Genomic DNA, 15,924 nt, shown 5'->3' with positions numbered 1-15,924 from the left:
GCGTGGTCAGACCCGATCCGCGCGGCCGGCTGCCGGCGCCCGCGTCGAAGGAGAGCTCGCTGACCCTGGAGCGGGGCCTGGCCCTGCTCCAGGCGGTGGCCGACGCCGAGTCGGAGGCGCCGTCGATCAGCGAGCTGGCGGCGGCCATCGGCGCGTCGCGGGCGGCGGTGTACCGGCTGCTGGTGCCGTTGCAGTCGCGGGGGCTGGTGCGGCGCGAGGGGTCGAAGGTGCGGCTCGGGCTGGGCGTGCTGCGGCTGGCGTCGAACGTGCTGCCGCAGCTGCGGCTGGCCGCGCAGCCCGCGTTGCGGACGTTGGCCGAGACGGTGGGCGCGACGTCGCACCTGACCGTGGCCGACGGGAGCGAGGCGCAGGCGGTGGCCGTGGTCGAGCCGTCGTGGACGGCCTACCACGTGGCGTACCGGGTCGGGTCCCGTCACCCCGTGCACCGGGGTGCGGCGGGCAAGGCGATCGGCCTGTCCCCGGAGGGGCGGCAGTGGGTCAACTCGACGGGCGAGCTCCAGCCGGGTGCGTTCGGGGTGGCGGCGCCGGTGCGGGGCGTGCCCGGATTGCGGGCCAGCGTGGGCGTGGTGGCCCTGGAGAAGCTGGACGGTGACGTGGTGGGGCCCCACGTCGTGAGGGCGGCTCAGGAGGTCGCTGACGCGTTGCGCTGACGGGTCGCACCGACAGGTCGCACAGCGCCACCGCTCGCCCGCCGCTCGGCGGGCGAGTCCGGACATCCCCGCGGTCGGTCAGCCGAGGACCGCCTGCCACGCGGCGACCAGGGCGAACGCGGCGAACACGAAGCCGCTCACCCGCTGGATCAGGTGGGTCGGGATGCGGGTGGCGATCTTGCGGCCCACCAGGACCGCGATGGCGGCCACGGTGGTCAGCGCCAGGAACGCGCCCAGGCCGACGAACACCGGGCTGGCGTAGCGGGCGGACAGGGCGGCGGTGGCCAGTTGCGAGGCGTCGCCCCACTCGGCGGCGAACAGCACGCCGAACGACGTGAGCGCGGCCCGCCGGAACGTCACCTGACCCGGCCCGGCGGCCGCCGCGCCGTCCTCGTCGCCGTCCTTCGAGAAACCCTCTTTGAGCAGCAGGAACGACCCGACGCCGAACAGGACCGCGACCACGGCCGCGACCACCCGGTCGGGCAGCAGGGTGAGCACGCCGCCGAACGTCGCGGCCACCACGCACTGGATCGCGAACGCCGCCGTGACCCCGGCGAAGACCGGCCACGCCCGGTACCTCGTGGTGAGCACCAGCGTGGCGACCATGGTCTTGTCCGGCAGCTCGGCCAGGAAGACGATGGCGAAAGCCGTCGCCAGCGCGATGAGTTCAGGTGCCACGGGAACCTCCGACGTCCGAAACGGTCCCGGACGGAGGCAGCACGACCCCGACCGGGCGTGGTGCACTGCCCGGCCGGAGGTCTCGTTCGCCCGCTCCTGGAAGCGGGTGAGGGACCGGGTCCGCGCTGGGCGGACCAGTGTGTCGATCCTCTCGCCCCGGTCGTGGTGACCCGGGGGAACTACTCCCCTCTGGCGTCCACATCGTACCCCGCGCCGCCCGCCCCTCACGCGGGGACGCGGGCCACCGCCCGGCGCGGACCACGACCCTGACGCGGGGCGGTGACCCCGACGCGGGCTACGGCTTGATCGCGAACATGGCGACCCCGCCGGCGCTGACGGCCGACACGCCGGAGATCGAGGTCCGGACCGGGGCCCTGGTCAGGCAGTGCTCCGACCGGGGCGTCGTCGTGCAACTGCCGGACGTGCCGTTGCCGAGGTTGCCCGCGAGGTTGTTGAGGCCCCAGGCCCACACCGAGCCGTCGGCGCGGAGGGCGAGGGCGGTCGAGGAGCCGCTCCCGATCGCGACGACGTCCGTCAGCCCGGCGACCAGCACCGGGACGCCGGAGTGGCAGGCGGCCGGGTCGGCGCACGGCGCGCCGGTCCCGAGCTGGCCCCAGTAGTCGTAGCCCCACGACCACGCCCGGCCGTCCGCGGTGAGGGCGTACCCGTTCTCGACGCCGCCCGCGATGGCGACGGCGTCGGTCAGCCCGACGACCTGCGCGGGCGACACGTCATCGCCCAGCGGCGAGCCCGTCCCGGTCTCACCCCGCCGGTTCTGGCCCCACGCCCACACCGTGCCGTCCGAGCGCAGCGCGTACCCCGTGGCCGACCCGGTGGTCGCGATCGCGGTGAACCGGGTGCCGTCGGCCGCGGCAGCGCGATCCGCCTCGGCCGGCCCGGCAGGCAGTCGGACTCGGTGGGGCACAGGCCGTAGGGCGGGCCGTGCACGGAGTTGCCCCAGCCCCACACGGTGCCGTCGGACTTCAGCGCGTACGCCGTGACGCGGTCCCCGGCGACGGCGGTCACGTCGGTGAGGCCGCCCACCCGCACCGGGACGGCCGAGTCGCCGACGACGTCCGGGCCGAGCTGCCGGTCCTGGTTCGACCCCCAGCCCCACACCGTGCCGTCGGACTTGAGCGCGTACCCGGTGGAGCCGCCGGCGGCCACCGCCGTCACGCCGGTCAGCCCGCGGACCCGCAGCGGCACCGCGGAACGGCCACCCACGGCGCCGGCGCCGAGCTCGCCCGCGTTGTTGGCGCCCCACGACCACACCGTGCCGTCGGACTTCAGCGCGTAGGCGGTGAAGTCGCCGGCGGCCACGTCGGTGACCCCGGACAACCAGGGGTGAGGGCTCGGCGTCGAGCCGTGGCCCAGGTCGCCGCCCCAGGTGTGCAGGCAGTCGGCGGCGCACGCGGGCGGGGTGGCGAAGAAGCCGGCGACGTCCACGACCAGGTCCGCGGAACCCGCGTTGTTGTACAGCGTCATCCGCGCGTCATCGCCGAGCGCCACCACGGCGGCGTTCGCCGTGTCCCGGCCGGCGGGCAGGTTCAGGTTCGACGTCCCCGGCCGCGGCGTGCCCGCCCGGTAGGCCGACACGTACGAGTCGGCGGTGACGTTCGTGCCGGTCAGGTTGAGCGACACCGCCGTCGCGGTGGTGGGGATCCGGCCGGCGAGGTCGACGTCGCGGGTCAGGCCCGGCCCGACCGGCCCGCCCGCCTCGCGCGTGTCGAGGGCGCGCGCGGTCACCGGGAAGAACCGGTGGCCGCGGTCGCCGGCGTAGTACCCGGCCACGTCCACGACCAGGTGCGTGCTGCCGGCGTTGTTGTACAGCGCGATCCGGCGGTTCGCGCCGAGGGCGACGGTCACCAGGTTGGGGCTGGTCTGGCCGGCCACCAGGTTGAGGTTCGACGCGGTGGGCCGGACCGCGCCGGACGGGTGCGCGATCACGTGGGTCGCGGCGGTCGGCTCGGTCGCGGTCAGGGTGAAGGTCACCGAGGTGGCCGAGGCGGGCACCACGCCGGACAGGTCCACCTCGCGCGTCGAGCGCGGTCCGACGGGCGCGCCCGCGCGGGTGTCGAGCACCCGGGTCGGCTCCGTCGTGGTGAACCGAGCCGCCTCGTCGGTGGTGTAGTACCCGGCCAGGTCCGCGACCAGGTGCACCCGGCCTGCTTTGTTGGTCAGGTGCAGCTGCCGGCCGCCCTCCGGGAGCGCCACCGTGACCAGGTTCGCCCTCGTCTCGCCCGCCTGGAGGTTGAGGTACGAGTTCGCCCACGCGGACGTGACGCCGACGTGCGTGTCCCGCGTCGGCTCGGTGCCGGTGAGGTTGAACACCACGGCGGTCGCGGAGGCGGGCACGTGCGGGGCCAGGTCCAGGACCACGCCGGCGCCGACCGCGCCGGGCACGCCACCGGCTCCGGTGCCGTCACGCGTGTCCAGCACCCTCAGCGGGTTCACCGGGACGAACGTGAGACCGGCGTCGGCCCGCCGCCCGTCCACGAGCGCGACCGGATCGGGCCGCGCCGTGACGGGTTGCGCCGCGGCGGGTTGCGCTCCCAGCACGGCGAGCACGCCGACGACCAGCGGAACGAGCCGCTTCATGGTGTTCCCCCGGGGTGTAGGACGAGCCGGACGAGACTATGTCGAATCCCTGGTGAACGGGAACACGTCGGCGGGGGTGTGACACCGCACACCGGGACCTTGGTCCCGGGTCCCGGGGGACCGTCGTACCTGAGGCCGGGCACCGGTCCGGACCTAGGTTCGACCCGTGGACGTCCTCGACCTGGCACGGTGGCAGTTCGGCATCACCACCGTCTACCACTTCCTGATGGTGCCGCTGACCATCGGGCTCTCCCTGCTGGTGGCGGGGATGCAGACCGCGTGGGTGCGCACGGGTGACCGCAAGTACCTGGCGATGACCAAGTTCTGGGGCAAGCTGCTGCTGATCAACTTCGCTATGGGCGTGGTCACCGGCATCGTGCAGGAGTTCCAGTTCGGCATGACGTGGAGCGCCTACTCGCGCTTCGTCGGCGACGTGTTCGGCGCGCCGCTGGCGATGGAGGGCCTGGTCGCGTTCTTCGTCGAGTCGACGTTCCTCGGGCTGTGGATCTTCGGCTGGGACCGCCTGCCGAAGAAGGTCCACCTGGCCTGCGTCTGGGCGTTCTCGCTGGCCACGATCGCGTCGGCGTACTTCATCCTGGCCGCGAACTCGTGGATGCAGCACCCCGTCGGCGTGGAGCTGGTCGACGGCCGGCCGCGGCTCACGTCGATCTGGGCGGTGCTGGGCAACAACACCACGCTGGCCGCGTTCCCGCACACGGTCTTCGGCGCGTTCGCCGTCGCCGGCACGTTCCTGGTGGGCGTCGCCGCGTGGCACCTGTGGCGGCGCAGCGACGACGGCCCGGTGTGGCGCGCGTCGGTCAAGTTCGGCACGTGGGTGGGCGTCGTGGCGTTCACCGGGCTCGCGATCAGCGGTGACGTGCAGGGCAAGCTGATGTTCGAGCAGCAGCCGATGAAGATGGCCGCGGCCGAGGCGCTGTGCCACACCGAGCAGCCCGCCGCGTTCTCGGTGTTCGCGATCGGCGACGTGTCGCGGCCCGACTGCGAGAACGTCAAGAGCGTCACCGTGCCCGCGCTGCTGTCGTTCCTGGCGCACAACGACTTCACCACCGAGGTCAAGGGCATCGAGGAGCTGGTGCCGCTCTACCAGGAGAAGTACGGGACGAACTACCCGGTCGACCCGAAGCTGGGCGAGCTGTCGGGCAAGCCGATCGACTACGTGCCGAACCTGCCGGTCACCTACTGGGGCTTCCGGCTGATGATCGGGTTCGGCGGGCTCGCGGTCGGCGCCGGGCTCCTGGTCCTGTGGCTGACGCGCGGTGGTCGGACACCCCGCGGCCGGTGGTTCAAGTGGCTGGCGCTGGGCAGCATCGCGACGCCGTTCCTGGCCAACAGCTTCGGCTGGATCTTCACCGAGATGGGTCGGCAGCCGTTCGTGGTGGTGCCGAACCCGAGCGGGGTGGACGGGGTGTGGATGTTCACCGCCCGCGCCGTGTCGTCGTCGACACCGGGGGAGGTGTTGACGTCGTTGGTCGCCCTGACGCTGGTCTACGGGGTGTTGGCCTGCGTCGAGGTGTTCCTGATCCGGCGGTACGTCCGCGCGGGGGTCGCGGGCGTGCTGCCGGCTCGAAAACCCGACGACGACGGGTCGCGTGACGACGACCGCGACGACGTCCTCACGTTCGCTTACTGAGAGGGGGAGCCGTGGAGACGCTCTGGTTCTGCGTGATCGCCCTGCTGTGGCTGGGCTACCTGTTCCTGGAGGGGTTCGACTTCGGCGTCGGCATGCTGCTGCCCGTCCTCGGCCGGTCGGAGCGCGAGCGGCGGGTGCTGATCAACACCATCGGGCCGGTGTGGGACGGCAACGAGGTGTGGCTGCTGGTCGCGGGCGGCGCCACGTTCGCCGCGTTCCCCGACTGGTACGCCTCGCTGTTCAGCTCGGTGTACCTGCCGCTGGTGCTGTTCCTGCTGGCGCTGATCGGGCGCGGCGTCGCGTTCGAGTACCGCGGCAAGGTCGACTCGGCGCGGTGGCGCCGGACGTGGGACGCCGTGATCGTCGCCGGCTCGTGGGTGGCCCCGCTGGGGGTCGGGCTGCTGCTGTCGGCGACCGTGTTCGGGATGCCGCTGGACGCGGCGGGCGACCGCGTCGGCTCGCCGTTCGCCTCGATCCGGTGGGAGACGCTGCTCGGCGCGGCGGCGGTCGCCGGGTACGCCCTGGTGCACGGCGCGGTGTTCCTGTCGCTGAAGACCGAGGGGGAGGTGCGGGAACGGGCCCGCGCGCTGGCGCTGAAGGTCGCGCCGGTGGCGTTGCTGCCCCTGCTGGTGCTGCTGCTGACCGTGCAGCTGAGGTTCGGGTCGGCGTGGACGTGGGGCGCGTCGATCGTGGTGGCGCTGGCGGCGCTGGGCGCGTACGGGCGGCTGGTGCTGCGGCGCGAGGGGCAGGCGTTCGCGTTGATGGGCGTCGCGGTGGCGGCGACCGTGGCGGCGCTGTTCGGCGCGCTGTACCCGAACGTGCTGCCGTCCACCCTGGACCCGGCCTGGTCGCTGACCGTGGCGGGCGCGGCGTCGAGCCCGTACACGCTGACCGTGATGACGTGGGTGGCCGCGTTCGGCACGCCCGCGGTGCTCGTCTACCAGGGATGGACGTACTGGGTGTTCCGCAAGCGGATCGGCACCCGGCACATCCCCGCTGTGTCCGTCCCTTCCGCGTCTGCCCCTTCTGGGTCTGCTTCTTCTGGGTCTGTTTCTTCTGGGTCTGTTTCTTCTGGGTCTGTTTCTTCTGGGCAGGTGCCGTGAACTTCCCCGGAGCCCCTTCCGCCACGAAGCCGGGGAAAGGCCCGCTCGGCGCGCTGCCCGCGCTCTCGCGCTCGGCGCGCCGGGCGTTGGCCTGGTGCGCGGCGCTGGCCGCGCTGACGGCGGTCGCGCTGGTGTGGCAGGCGGTGGCGCTGGCGTCGGCGCTGGTGACCGGCGGGTCGCTGTGGGTGCCGGCGTGCGCGGTCGTGGTGCGGGCGGGGCTGGCGTGGGCGACCGAGTCGGTGGCGGCGCGGGCGGCGGCGGGCGCGAAGGAGGAGCTGCGGGCGGCGGTGCTGGACCGGGCGCTGGGCCTGGGGCCGTCGTGGATCGTGGCGCGGGGGCCGGCGTCGTTGGCGGTGCTCGCGACCAAGGGGCTGGACGCGCTGGACGCGTACTTCACCCGCTACCTGCCGGCGTTGGTGACGACGGCCGTGGTGCCGGTGGCGGTGGGCGGTTGGATCTTCCTCACCGATCCGACGTCGGCCGTGCTGATCGCGGTGACGCTGCCGCTGATCCCGGTGTTCGCGATCCTGATCGGCCGGTTCACCGCCGACCGGGTGGCCGCGGCGGCGTCGGCGCTGGAGCGGCTGTCGGGGCGGTTGGCGGAGCTGGTGCGGGCGTTGCCGGTGCTGACCGCGTTCGGGCGCGCGGCGGCCCAGGCGTCGGCCGTGCGGGAGGTGGGCGAGCGGTACCGGCGGGCGACCATGGGGACGCTGCGGGTGGCGTTCCTGTCGGCGTTGGTGCTGGAGATCGTGGCGTCGCTGTCGGTGGCGCTGATCGCGGTGGGGATCGGGCTGCGGCTGGTGTCGGGGGAGATGACGCTGGTCACGGGCCTGGTGGTGTTGATCCTCGCGCCGGAGTGCTACCTGCCGCTGCGGGCGGCGGGCGCGGCCCACCACGCGTCGGAGGACGGGGTGGAGGCCGTGCGGCGGGTCGCAGAGATCCCGGCTCCCGGCGCGACCTCGACCACGGCTTCGGCTGTGGCCGGGTCGACGCCGGTGGTGGGGGTGGAGGTCCGGGACCTGCGCGTCCGGCGGCGGGAGCGGTTCGCGCCGGACGGGGTCGGGTTCCGGGTGCGGCCCGGGGAGGTCCACCGGCTCGACTCGCCCAGCGGCGCGGGCAAGTCGACGTTGTTCGGGGTGCTGCTGGGGTTCGTGGAAGCGGACGGCGGGTCGGTCGCGGTCGACCGGTCGGCCATCGCCTGGGTGCCGCAGCGGCCCGCGTTCGCCGGGCGGACGGTGGCCGACGAGCTGGAGCTGACCGCGGGACGGGTCGACCACGACGTCCTGGCGTCGGTGGCGGCGGAGCACCTGGTGGCGCGGCCGATCGCGGAGCTGTCCACCGGCGAGCGGCAGCGGGTCGCGGTGGCGCGCGCGCTGACGCGGGTGCGGGACGGCGCGAAGGTGCTGCTGCTGGACGAGCCCACCGCGCACCTCGACCCGGCGACGGCCGCGAAGGTGATGGCCGCCGTGCACCGGGCCGCCGCCGACGGCGCGGCGGTCGTGCTGGCCACCCACCGGCTGGTGGGCGAGCGGGCCGAGGAGGCCGCGGCGGCCCGTGAGGTCCGGGCCGCGGCCGACCGGCCGGTGGTCCCGCGGACGCCGCGGCCGACCCGGAGGCTGCTGGCCGGGGCGCTGCTGGGCGCGGCGGCGTCGTTGAGCGGGGTCGCGCTGACGGCGTTCGCGGCCCACCTGATCGCGAAGGCGGCCACCCAGCCGCCGATCCTGACGCTGTCGGTGCTGGTGGTGGGCGTGCGGACGTTCGCACTGGCCAAGGGCGCGTTCCGGTACCTGGAGCGGCTGGTGTCGCACGACGCCGCGTTCCGGCACGCCGAGGCGGCGCGGGTCCGGCTGTGGCGCGGTCTGCGGCCCGGTCAGGCCGAGCTCACCCGGCTGGTGGACGACGTCGACACGGTCCGCGACCTGGTGCCGCGGGTGCTGCAACCGCCGCTGATCGCGGTGGGCGTGTCGGTCGCGGCGGTGACGTTGTTCGCGGTGATCGAGCCGGTGGCGGGCCTCGCGCTGGCGGTGGCGCTGGTCGTCGGCGGCACGCTGGCACCGGCCGTCGCGGTGCTCACCGAACGCCGGGCCACGGCGGTGCTCGCCAGGGGGCGGCGGCACGTGTCGGAGCAGGTGCTGACCCTGCTCACCGCCGCACCGGACCTGATCGCGTTCGGGGCCGATCGCCGGGTGCGCGCCGACCTGGCGCGGCTGGACGCGGACCTGGCCCGGCAGGCCCGTCGGCAGGCCTTCGGCGCGGGCGCGGCGATCGGGATCGTGCACCTGACGACCGGGCTGGCCGCGGCGGTGTGCATCGGCCTGGCCGGCGGTGTCGACCCGCTGCTCGTGCCCGTGCTCGGCCTGGTGCCGTCGGCGCTGGCCGAGGTGTTGAGCACGCTGCCCACCGCCGCGCAGCACCGCGGGGCGTTGCGCGAGTCGTACGGCCGGATCGTCGACCGGTCGACGCCGACGCACGGCTCGCAGGGCTCGCACGGCTCCCGGGTTTCGCGGGTGGAGCGGGGCGCGGTCGGTGGCGCGGTCGGCCTCGAAGGCGTCACGGTGACGTGGCCGGGCAGCGCGGAACCGGTCCTGGAACGGGTGTCGTTCGACCTGCCGGCCGGCGCGAAGGTGGCCGTGGTGGGTCCGTCGGGGGCGGGCAAGTCGAGCCTGTTCGCGTTGCTGCTGGGGTTCATCGAGCCGGAGCGCGGCCTGGTCTGGCGGCCCGACCGGGTGGCGTGGTGCCCGCAGGAGCCGATGCTGGTCTCCACCACGGTCCGCGAGAACCTGCGGCTGGGCGACCCGCGGGCGGACGACGAGCGGTTGCGGTGGGCGCTGGACGTGGCGGGGGTCCGGCTCGACCTGGACACCGTGATCGGCCCGACGCTGCTGTCGGGTGGCGAGGCGCAGCGGGTCGCGCTGGCCCGCGCCCTGCTCTACGACGCCGACCTGGTGCTCCTCGACGAGCCGACCGCCCACCTGGACGAGCCGACCGCCGCCGCGCTGCTGGCGCGCCTGGACGACGTGCTGCGGGACAAGACCGTCATCCACATCACCCACCGGCCGGGCGAAGCCGCCCGCGCCGACCTGGTGCTGGACGTCACCGAGGGGCGGACGCGGGCCAGGGCCTACCGTTGACCACCGTGGACCCCGCCCGCGTGCTCGCCGCGTCGACCGAGATCACCTCGGCCGCCCTGGCCGGCGACGACCCGGACGCCGTGCTGCCGCTCGTGGTGCGCAGCGCCGTCGACCTGGCCGGCGCGGACCTCGGGCTCGCCATGGTGACCGCCGACGACGGCACGCTGACCGTCGAGGCGTCCTCGGGCGACGACGACCCGGTGGGCGTCGTGCTGTCGAGCCGTTCGTCGGCGGCGCGGGCGGCGCGGACGGGCGTGCCCGTGGTCGCGGCCGACTTCACCACCGACCCGCGCACCGCGCCGTTCGTGCCCAAGGCGTTGCGCGGGTACGGGCCGTTCGCGGTCGCGCCGTTCGGCACCAAGGAGCGCCGGATCGGCGCGCTGGCGGTGTACCGGCGCAAGGGCGGGCGACCGTTCAGCCCGGACACCGTCGAGGTGCTGGCCGCGTTCGCCGCGCAGGCCGGGCTGGCCGTCGTGCTGGCCGAGGGGTCGACCGCGCGGCAGCGGATAGCCGTCTACCAGGAGCGCGAGCGCATCGCCCGCGATCTGCACGACGTGATCATCCAGCGGCTGTACGCGACCGGTGTGCAGCTCGACCTGCTCGACCGGCGGCTCAAGCTCGAAGGCCGGGAGGCGCGGCGGCTGGCCGACTGCGTGGACCAGCTCGACCAGACCATGGCGGAGGTCCGCGCCACCGTGCGGGCGCTGCGGAGCGCGGACCCCGGCAAACCCGCCGACGTCGACCTGAAGGGCTCGGTGCTGGCGGAGGCCCGCACGGCGGGCGAGCTGCTGGGGTTCGAGCCGGAGGTGCGGATCGAGGGGGAGGTCGCGGACGTGCCCGCGGACCTGGCCGACCACGCCCGCGCGGCGCTGCGCGAGGCGTTGTCGAACGTGGTGCGGCACTCGGGCGCCCGGCAGGTCGGCATCACGCTGCGCCGCACACCCGACCGGCTGGACCTGGAGGTCGCCGACGACGGCTGCGGCATCCCGCGCGGCGTCGCCAAGCGCGGCCTGCGGCACCTGGAGGAACGGGCCCTGGCCGCCGGGGGCGGCTGCGAGCTCACCTCCTCGCCCCGCACCGGCACCACGATCACCTGGCACGTCCCGCTGACCGGCTGACCGGGCGTCCACCGGCCGGTCAGCGCCTAGCGCGAGCGGCGGGCGACCCAGGCGGCGGCTTGGGTGCGGCGTTCCATGCCCAGCTTCGACAGCACGGCGGTGACGTAGTTCTTCACCGTCTTCTCGGCCAGGAACAGCCGTTCGGCGATCTGGCGGTTGGTCAGGCCCTCGCCGATCAGGTCGAGCACCCGCCGTTCCTGCTCGGTCAGCGCGTCCAGCACGTCCACCTCGGCCGGGCGGCGCATGCGGTCCAGGACGCGGGAGGTCGTCTGCGGGTCCAGCAGCGACCGGCCGGCCGCCACCTCGCGCACGGCGGTCACCAGGTCCTGCCCGCGCACCTGCTTGAGCAGGTAGCCCGAGGCGCCCGCCATGATCGCGCCGACCAGCGCCTCCTCGTCGTCGAACGCGGTCAGCACCAGGCACTTCGGCCCGTCCTCCAGGGCGCGCAGCCGACGGCACAGCTCCACGCCGCCGCCGTCGGGCAGCCGCACGTCCACCACGGCCACGTCGGGCCGGGTCGCCGACGCGCGGACCAGGGCCTCGTCCACCCCGCCCGCCTCGGCGACCACCGAGATGTCGTCCTCGTCCTCCAGCAACTCGCGCAGCCCCCTGCGCACCACCTCGTGGTCGTCCACGAGCAACACTCGCACGGGCACGAACCAACCATAGGTCGAATGCCGGTACCCACCGCGCCCGCCCGCCAAGACAGTGCAGGGATGCTCGTACGCGCGATCGAGGAAGCCGACCGGATCGTCGTCGGCAGGCTGGTGCTTGAGCTGTGGGGCGCGCACACCGCAGTCGCCCACGGCCAGGTGTTCTTCCCGGCGAGCCTGCCCGGGTTCCTGGTCGAACAGCAGGACACCGTCGTCGGGTTGCTCACCTACGCCGCCGCCGACGGCCACTTGGAGATCGTCACCATCGACGCGCTGCGACGAGGCAGGGGTGTCGGCAGCTCGCTGGTCGACGCCGCCGTGCACCGGGCGCGGCAGCTCGGCTGCTCCCGGGTCCGGCTCACCACGACCAACGACAACCTCGACGCCCTGCGCTTCTACCAGCGCCGCGGCTTCCGGCTCGCCGCCCTGCGCCCCGACGCGGTGCGCGAAGCCCGCCGCCTCAAGCCGGAGATCCCCAGCGTCGGCGACTACGGCATCCCCGTCACCGACGAACTGGACCTGGAGCGCTGGGTCGCGCCACGCTAGTTGTCCACAGGCCCCAGCCGGGCTGTCCACAGGTTGTGCACAACCAGCGGTCTGACGCGTCACCTGCTGGGCAGTGGGCTGAACACCTCGTCCCACGCCGCCGCGACCTGCCGCGCGCACGTGGCGGGCGCGACGCCGCCGACACCGGTGCCGAGACCGGGCATGGCGATCGTGCGCACCACCGCGCGCAGCGGGCGTCCGTCGTCCAGCCGGCCGGCCAGCCACAACCGCAGCACGGCCCGCGCGGCCAGGTACGGGTGCACGGTGTCCGCGGGCAGCAGCTCGCCGGGCTGCCGCATGGTCGGCGCGCTGATCAGCCACTCGGGCTCGGGCTCGCCGGTCGGCACGACCAGCGCCTCGCCCACCGGCAGCTCGCCGCCGTGCAACCCGAGCACCGCACTGCGCACGTTGCCCTCGACCAGCGGGAACGCACGCGCGTAGACCGCGTCGATGCCTCCCCGCATCCAGCCGGAGGAGTTCGCGGGGCTCACCACGGCCTCGGCGACGATGTCGAGCACCGAGCCCCGGTGCACCTCGACGCCGCTGCGCCCCTCGGCCACCGCGAGCCAGGCGCGGGCCAGCGGTTCGTCGACGGCGCACAACACCAGACGGGGAACTGCTACCGGAGCGTTGATCTCACCCTCCGTATCGGCGGCGGACACGTCACCAGCATTCCAGGACAACCCGTTGCTGCGGAACGGGGGCGGGCACCCACCGGGCGGGTGATCCTCGCCTCAACAACAGTCACCGGACGTGGTCCTCGTATCGTTGCGGCCGTGCTCGCCTACTTCGGACCGCAGGGAACCTTCACCGAGCAGGCCGCACGCGGCTTCGCCTCTCCGCAGCAGGAGCTGGTGCCGTTCGAGACGGTGCCCGCCGCCCTGGCCGCCACCCGGCGCGGGGAAACCCGGTCGGCGTGCGTGCCGGTGGAGAACTCCGTCGAGGGCGCGGTGCCCGCGACGATGGACGCGCTGACCGAGGGCGAGCCGCTGGTCGCGGTCGCCGAGGCGGTGCTGCCGGTGCGGTTCAGCGTGCTGGTGCGGCCCGGCGGCGAGCCCGTGCGCACCGTCGCCAGCCACCCGCACGCGCTGGCCCAGGTGCGGCACTGGCTCGCCGAGCACCTGCCGGAGGCCAAGGTCGTCGCCGCGACGTCCACCGCCGCCGCAGCGCGCGCTGTGCTCAACCACGAGTTCGACGCCGCCGTCAGCGCGCCGGTGGCCGTGCGGCACTACCCGCTGGAGGTGCTGGCCACCGACGTGGCCGACGTGCGGGACGCGAAGACCCGGTTCCTGCTTCTCCGCCCGCCCGGCGAGCTGCCCGAGCCGACCGGCCACGACCGCACGTCCGTCGTCTGCACGGCGGCGGACCGGATCGGCGCGCTGTCGGAGCTGCTGACGGAGCTGGCGCTGCGCGGCATCAACCTGACCCGCATCGAGTCGCGGCCGACCAAGGGCAGGCTCGGCGAGTACCGGTTCTACATCGACTTCGACGGCCACGTGGCCGAGCCGAGGGTGGGCGACGCGCTGGCCGCGCTGCACCGGCACTGCCCGCACACCCGGTTCCTCGGCTCGTACCCGAAGGCCGAGCCGGGTGGTGCGGTGGCCGGCAACGAGGAGTTCGTGGCGGCGGCCGACTGGGTCGACGCGGTCCGGAGGGGGCAGGGCGCGTGAGGTTGATCCTGGTCAGACACGGCGAGACGGCGTCGAACCTGAAGATGGCGCTGGACTCGCTGCCGCCCGGTCCGCCGCTGACGGAAGCGGGACGGGCGCAGGCCGCCGCGCTGGCCGAGCAGCTGGCCGCCGAGCCCGTGGCGGCCGTGTACGCCAGCACGGCGGTGCGCGCGCAGGAGACCGCGGCGCCCGTGGCGGCGGTGTTCGGCCTGGACGTCGAGGTCGTGGAGGGCGTGCAGGAGATCTTCTGCGGCGACCTCGAAGGGCGGCACGACCGCGAGGCGTTCGAGGAGTTCATCGCCACGGTGAAGCAGTGGGCCGCGGGCGACCTGGACGTGCCGCTGCCCGGCGGCGAGAGCGGCCGCCAGGCCGTCGACCGCTGCCTGGCCGCGGTGGACCGGATCACCGCCAGGCACCGCGACGGCGACACGGTGGTGCTGGTCAGCCACGGCGCGGTGCTGCGGATGGGCGCGCTCGCGCTGGCCCGCAACGTGGGCCCCGCCCTGGCCGAGGCGGGTCTGCTGCCCAACACCGGCCGGGTCGTCCTGGACCGCGCCGGCGACGGCTGGCGCTGCACCTCGTGGACCGGCGTCGACGTGGTCGACGGCTAACTGGCGCAAGGGCCTGCCGGCGGAGTGCGTGCCGGTCGAGGGCTGGCCGGTCAGCCCCAGCCCAGCTCGTGCAGCTTGGCGTCGTCGATGCCGAAGTGGTGCGCGATCTCGTGGACCACGGTGACCACGACCTGCTCCACCACGTCCTCCTCGGTGCGGCAGATGTCCAGGATCGCCTCGCGGTAGATGTAGATCCGGTCCGGCAGCACGCCGCCGTAGTCGCTGGTCCGCCTGGTCAGCGCGATGCCGTGGTAGAGCCCGAGCAGGCTCGGCACGTCCGGGCTGCGGTCCTCGACCAGCACCACGACGTTGTTCATCGCCGCCGCGAAGTCCGGCGGGATGAGGTCGAGCGCCTCACCGACCAACTCCTCGAACCGCTGACGGGTCATCTCCACCGGCATGTCGTCACCTCGACGTCGTAGTGGTCGTGGCTGTCGTGGTCGTCTCGTCCGACTTCGGCGGCTTGGAACCCGACGAGGGCGGTGCGGCGGAGCTGGAGTTGGACTGGGAGTGCAGCGGCGCGCCGGTCGGCTCGTCCTGCTGCACGGCGGTCGTCTGCGGCGGGTTGGACGTGGTCAGCGGCGGGGCGTCCGGGTTGCGCACGCTGCCCTCCCACGCGATGAGGACGCCGTCCACGGGGGTCGCGCCGACCTTGCAGTTCGCCAGCCGGGAGCCGGCGGCCCAGCTCTCCGGCACCCGCGTGTCCCAGGTGACGATGAGGCCGCGGGCCTTGAGGTCGGCGCCACCCGTGTACTCGGTGGTGAGCTTGGCGCACTCGGTGAACATCAGCTCGTCCTGCTGGTCGGGCACGGGGAACTCGCCCGGCGGCATCGGCACCACGCCGGTGATCTCGAACGTGTGCGGCTTCGCGCAGTCGATCGGGTCCGCGACCGACCCGGTGGCGGTGATGCCGAGGCACACGCCCGGGTCGTAGACGTCGGACTGGTCCTGGGCGCGCGCCGTGCCGTAGGACGGGAGCAGCCCGCCCGCCGGGCCGGCCACCTGCAGGCCGCAGCGCAGCGTCCGCCTGCCCTCGGCCCACAGCCGCTCGCCCGGGTTGAGGGGGCCGACGGTGTACTTGCCGTACGGGTCGAACTTGCCGCCGAGGTAGTCCAGCGACGTCTTCGCGCACTGCTCCTCGCTGATCTGCTGCCACTGCTCGTCGTCCGGGAACGGCGCCTGGGGGCCGTGAGCGGCGGAGATGTCCGCCACACCGGTCACCTCGAACAGGTGCTGGGCGGCGCAGTCGACCTTCTCCACGTCCGACAGGTCCTGCTTGGTCCAGTTCAGGCAGTCACCCGCCTGAGCAGCCATGACGGGGTTCACCGCGGTCGTGGCCGGGCTGCCGGCCCCGCCCGCGCCCACCGGCCACCCGGTCAGCGTGCTCAGGGCCAGCAGCACGAACGCGCCAGCGGACGCGCCGAGCATGACCAAGTGGTCACCTCGACGAAACCAGCGCGTGGTGGCGGACATCTACTCCATGATGCCTGTGTA

General features: G+C 74.2%; 15 protein-coding genes. 8 read left to right on the top strand and 7 right to left on the bottom strand.

Features of this window, described 5'->3' with window-relative positions; genetic code table 11:
* The first annotated feature begins 2 nt into the window (after nucleotides 1-2).
* The gene (locus EDD40_RS22730) at nucleotides 3-671 is read left to right on the top strand and encodes an IclR family transcriptional regulator (RefSeq protein WP_123744731.1); all 669 of its coding nucleotides are present in this window, start codon (nucleotides 3-5) and stop codon (nucleotides 669-671) included.
* A gap of 78 nt (nucleotides 672-749) precedes the next feature.
* Here the strand turns inward: EDD40_RS22730 and EDD40_RS22725 are convergent, their stop codons facing one another.
* The 3 genes from EDD40_RS22725 to EDD40_RS43715 all read right to left on the bottom strand — a co-directional run bounded on the left by EDD40_RS22725 (nucleotide 750) and on the right by EDD40_RS43715 (nucleotide 3,947).
* Nucleotides 750-1,349, bottom strand: coding sequence for a TMEM165/GDT1 family protein (locus EDD40_RS22725; protein WP_123744730.1), 600 nt, complete (start codon nucleotides 1,347-1,349; stop codon nucleotides 750-752).
* A 295-nt stretch (nucleotides 1,350-1,644) separates the two neighbouring features.
* The gene (locus EDD40_RS22720) at nucleotides 1,645-2,160 is read right to left on the bottom strand and encodes an RCC1 domain-containing protein (protein WP_425471346.1); all 516 of its coding nucleotides are present in this window, start codon (nucleotides 2,158-2,160) and stop codon (nucleotides 1,645-1,647) included.
* Nucleotides 2,052-3,947, bottom strand: a complete 1,896-nt coding sequence (locus tag EDD40_RS43715; RefSeq protein ID WP_123744729.1) for an RCC1 domain-containing protein — start codon at nucleotides 3,945-3,947, stop codon at nucleotides 2,052-2,054. Before EDD40_RS43715 ends, EDD40_RS22720 begins: the two co-directional genes overlap by 109 nt.
* A 166-nt stretch (nucleotides 3,948-4,113) precedes the next feature.
* Here EDD40_RS43715 and EDD40_RS22710 point away from each other — a divergent pair, with 166 nt between their 5' ends.
* The 4 genes from EDD40_RS22710 to EDD40_RS22695 are packed head-to-tail and all read left to right on the top strand — an operon-like array spanning nucleotide 4,114 to nucleotide 10,950.
* A complete protein-coding gene (locus tag EDD40_RS22710) occupies nucleotides 4,114-5,598 on the top strand; it encodes a cytochrome ubiquinol oxidase subunit I (RefSeq protein ID WP_123744728.1) in 1,485 nt (494 codons plus the stop codon).
* Nucleotides 5,599-5,609: 11 nt separating this feature from the next.
* Complete coding sequence (gene cydB / locus EDD40_RS22705) at nucleotides 5,610-6,701, top strand: cytochrome d ubiquinol oxidase subunit II (RefSeq protein ID WP_123744727.1); 1,092 nt, start codon at nucleotides 5,610-5,612, stop codon at nucleotides 6,699-6,701.
* Complete coding sequence (gene cydD, locus EDD40_RS22700) at nucleotides 6,698-9,832, top strand: thiol reductant ABC exporter subunit CydD (protein ID WP_170185169.1); 3,135 nt, start codon at nucleotides 6,698-6,700, stop codon at nucleotides 9,830-9,832. Before cydB ends, cydD begins: the two co-directional genes overlap by 4 nt.
* The gene (locus EDD40_RS22695; RefSeq protein ID WP_123744725.1) at nucleotides 9,829-10,950 is read left to right on the top strand and encodes a GAF domain-containing sensor histidine kinase; all 1,122 of its coding nucleotides are present in this window, start codon (nucleotides 9,829-9,831) and stop codon (nucleotides 10,948-10,950) included. Before cydD ends, EDD40_RS22695 begins: the two co-directional genes overlap by 4 nt.
* A 26-nt stretch (nucleotides 10,951-10,976) precedes the next feature.
* Here EDD40_RS22695 and EDD40_RS22690 read toward each other — a convergent pair whose 3' ends face one another.
* A complete protein-coding gene (locus EDD40_RS22690) occupies nucleotides 10,977-11,606 on the bottom strand; it encodes a response regulator (protein WP_211348228.1) in 630 nt (209 codons plus the stop codon).
* Nucleotides 11,607-11,666: 60 nt separating this feature from the next.
* On the opposite strand from EDD40_RS22690, the gene EDD40_RS22685 reads away from it, so the two are divergent.
* Complete coding sequence (locus EDD40_RS22685) at nucleotides 11,667-12,149, top strand: GNAT family N-acetyltransferase (RefSeq protein WP_123744723.1); 483 nt, start codon at nucleotides 11,667-11,669, stop codon at nucleotides 12,147-12,149.
* 59 nt (nucleotides 12,150-12,208) lie between these two features.
* On the opposite strand, the gene EDD40_RS22680 is transcribed toward EDD40_RS22685, so the two are convergent.
* The gene (locus EDD40_RS22680) at nucleotides 12,209-12,811 is read right to left on the bottom strand and encodes a macro domain-containing protein (RefSeq protein WP_236594604.1); all 603 of its coding nucleotides are present in this window, start codon (nucleotides 12,809-12,811) and stop codon (nucleotides 12,209-12,211) included.
* Nucleotides 12,812-12,925: 114 nt separating this feature from the next.
* Here EDD40_RS22680 and pheA point away from each other — a divergent pair, with 114 nt between their 5' ends.
* A complete protein-coding gene (pheA, locus tag EDD40_RS22675) occupies nucleotides 12,926-13,819 on the top strand; it encodes a prephenate dehydratase (RefSeq protein ID WP_123744721.1) in 894 nt (297 codons plus the stop codon).
* Nucleotides 13,816-14,430 carry a histidine phosphatase family protein gene (locus EDD40_RS22670; RefSeq protein WP_123744720.1) on the top strand — a complete coding sequence of 205 codons (615 nt, stop codon included), beginning with the start codon at nucleotides 13,816-13,818 and terminating at the stop codon, nucleotides 14,428-14,430. The genes pheA and EDD40_RS22670 overlap by 4 nt, the downstream gene beginning before the upstream one ends.
* A 50-nt stretch (nucleotides 14,431-14,480) precedes the next feature.
* On the opposite strand, the gene EDD40_RS22665 is transcribed toward EDD40_RS22670, so the two are convergent.
* Together EDD40_RS22665 and EDD40_RS22660 are read right to left on the bottom strand one after the other, a co-directional pair.
* Entirely contained in the window at nucleotides 14,481-14,831 is a 351-nt protein-coding gene (locus EDD40_RS22665; RefSeq protein ID WP_123744719.1) for a metallopeptidase family protein, read from the bottom strand.
* Between the two features lie 4 nt (nucleotides 14,832-14,835).
* The gene (locus tag EDD40_RS22660; protein ID WP_246037769.1) at nucleotides 14,836-15,903 is read right to left on the bottom strand and encodes a septum formation family protein; all 1,068 of its coding nucleotides are present in this window, start codon (nucleotides 15,901-15,903) and stop codon (nucleotides 14,836-14,838) included.
* Nucleotides 15,904-15,924 lie beyond the last annotated feature (21 nt).

This window comes from Saccharothrix texasensis, from assembly GCF_003752005.1.
GTDB lineage: Bacteria > Actinomycetota > Actinomycetes > Mycobacteriales > Pseudonocardiaceae > Actinosynnema > Actinosynnema texasense.
Note: the sequence above shows the minus strand (reverse complement) of the source record. Positions and strands in the feature narration are given on the sequence as shown.